Below are 3,374 nucleotides of genomic sequence, written 5' to 3'. Positions count from 1 at the left end.
CAGCCCTGCTCGTCCACATCCCCGCACGGGCCTGTTTCGCTGTCCCCAGCGGCGTTCCCCGGTCCCCCGCGGCGCGCGGACTCGGGCCTAGGCTGCCGCCATGACCTCTCAGCCCACCGTTCTCAGGCCGCCCGACGTCCGCGCGGAGATCGGAGTCATCGGCGGCTCCGGGCTCTACGACTTCCTCGACGACTACGAGACGGTCGAGGTGACGACCCCGTTCGGGGCTCCGAGCGATCCCCTCGTCGTCGGTGAGGTCGAGGGCCGCTCGGTGGCCTTCCTCGCCCGGCACGGCAAGGGACACCGCTACGCCCCGCACCGGATCAATTACCGCGCGAACCTCTGGGCCCTGCGAGCGGTCGGGGTGCGTCAGGTCCTCTCGCCGTGTGCGGTCGGGTCACTGAAGTCGGACTACGGTCCCGGCACGGTGGTCGTCCCCGACCAGGTCGTCGACCGGACCTGGGGCCGGGAGCACACGTTCTACGAGGCAGAGGGCCCGATCGTGCACGTCAGCTTCGCCGAGCCCTACTGCCCCAACGGTCGCCACGTCGCTGTTGACGCCGCGCGTGTGTCCGCCCTGGACGTCGTGGCCGACGGGACGCTCGTCGTCGTCAACGGGCCCCGGTTCTCCTCCCGCGCCGAGTCGCTCATGCACCAGCAGCTCGGCTGGGACGTCGTCGGCATGACGACGATGCCCGAGGCCGCGCTCGCCCGCGAGCTGGCCCTGTGCTTCACGACGGTGGCCATGGTCACCGACCTCGACGCGGGCGTCGACGGCGGTGAGGCCGTCACCCACGAGGAGGTCATGCGCGTCTTCGGCGACAACGTCGAGAACCTCAAAGGCGTGCTCCGCGATGCCATCGGGCAGCTGCCGGCGCACGAGGTCGACGATGTGGCCACGTGTCCCTGCCGTCGCAGCCTCGACGGGGTCGAACTGCCCTTCGCCCTCCCCTGATGGTCGCCGCTCCGCGCACGCGCCGTCGTCCGATCGGGAGGGCGCGGGCGAGGCCCGGGTCGCGGTTGCAGCGTTCGCGTCGTGCCCGCGCTCGCCGCTGGGTGGCCGCATCGCTCGCGGGGGTCGCCGCCGCCGTCGCCCTCTCGGTGCTGCGACCGGCCGGCGCCGCTGACGTGGGCGTCCCGACCGTGGTCGCGGCACACCGCCTCCCCGCAGGCGCGGTCATCTCACCCGACGACGTTCGGATCGAGGCACGGCAGGTCGACCAGCGGCCCGAGTCCGCGACAGCTGACCCCTCGGACCTCGTGGGCCGACGGGCGGCCGGGCCCATCGAGGCCAAGGGCATCATCACCTCCGAGCGGCTCACGGGTCCGGGCCTGCTGTCCGGCCGGTCGGACGGACGGGTCGCGATGACCCTGCCGGTCATGGAGATTGCCCTGTCCGGAGTTCGACCGGGCACCCGGGTCGACGTCTATGCGACGGGCACGGGCAGCCGGGTCGTCGCCGATGCGCAGGTCCTCGCCGTAACAGGCGGCAGCGGTGCGGTGGGTGACAGCGGGGACAGCGGGGACGGCGCTGTCGGCGGCACGCCCGGTGCGCCGATGCCGTGGCCGGACGAAGCGGACCCGGGAATCACCGTCGCGGTGTCTGCGACCGAGGCGCCACTGCTGGCCCGAGGCCTCAGCGCGCTCAGCGCGGGCGAGAGCTTCGTGCTGGCCGTGCGACCCGACCCCTGACGCGCCAACCGAGGGCCGGTGACGCGGTGTCCGAGCCCAGGAACCGGACGCCAGACGTGACGAGACTCGCCCGGAAATCAGACAAGACGGTGGGCCACGTCACGCGCGACCCGTCCCGAGGTCGCTAGGTTGAAGGATACGAGGCCTCCGCTTGGGGGATCGCACACACACTGGAGGGGCGCAACATGCTCAAGGGATTCAAGGACTTCCTGATGCGCGGCAACGTCGTCGACCTGGCGGTCGCCGTCGTCATCGGCACTGCGTTCGCGAAGGTCGTCGAAGCCTTCGTGGTGATCATCATGGACCTCATCGGCAAGGTCGGCGGCACCCCGAACTTCTCCCGCTGGGAGCCGGGCGGTGTGGCCGTCGGACAGTTCCTCACCCAGCTGATCGGCTTCATCATCGTCGCCTTCGCGGTGTACATCATGGTCGTCGTGCCGATGAACAAGCTGGCCGAGCGTCGCAAGCGCGGCGAGGAGCCGGAGCCCGAGGCGCCGTCGGAGGAGGTCATTCTCCTCACCGAGATCCGCGACGCCCTCCGGGTCCGCTGACCTCGCTCACACCTTCAGCAGTGGTGGGAGCCTCAGCTCCCACCACTGTCTTCTTGCCCCGGCGCTGCCGTCACCCGGGACTCGGGCTCACTCGCCGGAGGAGCCGAATGCCTGGGGGCGCTCGTAGTCACCGAGGATCTCGGCCAGGGCCAGCGGCCCAGCAGCCTCGGTGTGCCTCCCGGCCCGCTGGAGTGTGCGGCCGAGCAGGAGGTGGGCGTAGCCGTCGGTCGGCGACTCGTCGATGAGGTCTCGGAGGACGGCCTCGGCGCGGCCGAACTGGGCGGAGTGGAAGTAGGCACGAGCCAAGAACATGCGCAGGTCGGTCGTGGAGTGCAACAGGGGCTGTGCCTCGTCGGCGGCGATGGTTTCTGCCTCGGCGACGAGGTCGGCGAGCGCCGAGGCCGCTGCGAGATGGTCACCGCGCTCGAAGAGGCCTCGGGCCCAGGCGTAGCGCAGGCTGAAGGGCGTCGAGGTGGCGTTCATGCCCACGAGAACGCGGCGGCACACCGCGGCATTCCGACGCGGGAAGCCCGGAGCCGGGCGTCGTCAGTCATAGTGCGGGGGCCGCTGGTCCTGGAGCCACTCGTCACGGGCCAGCGTCTCGGCACGCTCCCCCCAGTCGAGGTCGGTGTCATCCCGGGTTGGCCCGTAGTGGTCCTCTATCGCCGACTCGGCGGTGCCCTTTCGGAAGACGCGCCGACGACGACGGCCCTTCCCGGTCCCGGGCGGGGCGTCGGGGCGATCTCGGTCCGGTGAGGGCGAAGGGTCGGTGACCGGCCCTGCCGGCCGGACGGGGGGCGCTTCTTGTGCGTCGGCTTCGGCCGCGGCGCCGTTGCGCTCGGCTGCGGGCGCCGGCCGGCGGTCGTCCCTCGCCACGCGGAGGATACGCGAGATCTCGCGCGCCGGGTCGCGGAAGAGGTCGGTGCTCCAGACGCGCAGGTGGACCCAGCCGAGCCGGGACAGCTGCTCCGGCCGCAGCCGGTCGCGGTCCCTGGTGCTGCGCATCGCGGCGTAGCGGCGGCCGTCGGTCTCCACGGCGACGAGGACGCGACCCCGGTGGTACGGGTCCTCGATGGCGAGGTCGACGCGCTGCGCGGCCGTGCCGTACTCCTCGTGGACGACGAGCCCTTC

General features: G+C 71.9%; 4 protein-coding genes and 1 pseudogene. 3 read left to right on the top strand and 2 right to left on the bottom strand.

Features of this window, described 5'->3' with window-relative positions:
- Positions 1–100 precede the first annotated feature (100 nt).
- The 3 genes from LOY02_RS10640 to mscL all read left to right on the top strand — a co-directional run bounded on the left by LOY02_RS10640 (position 101) and on the right by mscL (position 2,243).
- Positions 101–955, top strand: a complete 855-nt coding sequence (locus LOY02_RS10640) for an S-methyl-5'-thioadenosine phosphorylase (protein WP_317182332.1) — start codon at positions 101–103, stop codon at positions 953–955.
- Positions 956–1,056: 101 nt separating this feature from the next.
- A complete protein-coding gene (locus LOY02_RS10635) occupies positions 1,057–1,692 on the top strand; it encodes an SAF domain-containing protein (RefSeq protein ID WP_317182331.1) in 636 nt (211 codons plus the stop codon).
- Between the two features lie 185 nt (positions 1,693–1,877).
- Positions 1,878–2,243, top strand: coding sequence for a large conductance mechanosensitive channel protein MscL (gene mscL / locus LOY02_RS10630; protein ID WP_317182330.1), 366 nt, complete (start codon positions 1,878–1,880; stop codon positions 2,241–2,243).
- A gap of 87 nt (positions 2,244–2,330) precedes the next feature.
- Here mscL and LOY02_RS10625 read toward each other — a convergent pair whose 3' ends face one another.
- Both LOY02_RS10625 and LOY02_RS10620 read right to left on the bottom strand, forming a co-directional pair.
- Positions 2,331–2,726, bottom strand: a complete 396-nt coding sequence (locus tag LOY02_RS10625; RefSeq protein ID WP_317182329.1) for a tetratricopeptide repeat protein — start codon at positions 2,724–2,726, stop codon at positions 2,331–2,333.
- A gap of 63 nt (positions 2,727–2,789) precedes the next feature.
- A pseudogene (locus LOY02_RS10620) lies at positions 2,790–3,374 on the bottom strand (DNA helicase); the annotation flags it as partial.

The sequence above is a fragment of the Intrasporangium sp. genome (assembly GCF_032907665.1).
Lineage (GTDB): Bacteria > Actinomycetota > Actinomycetes > Actinomycetales > Dermatophilaceae > Intrasporangium.
Note: the sequence above shows the minus strand (reverse complement) of the source record. Positions and strands in the feature narration are given on the sequence as shown.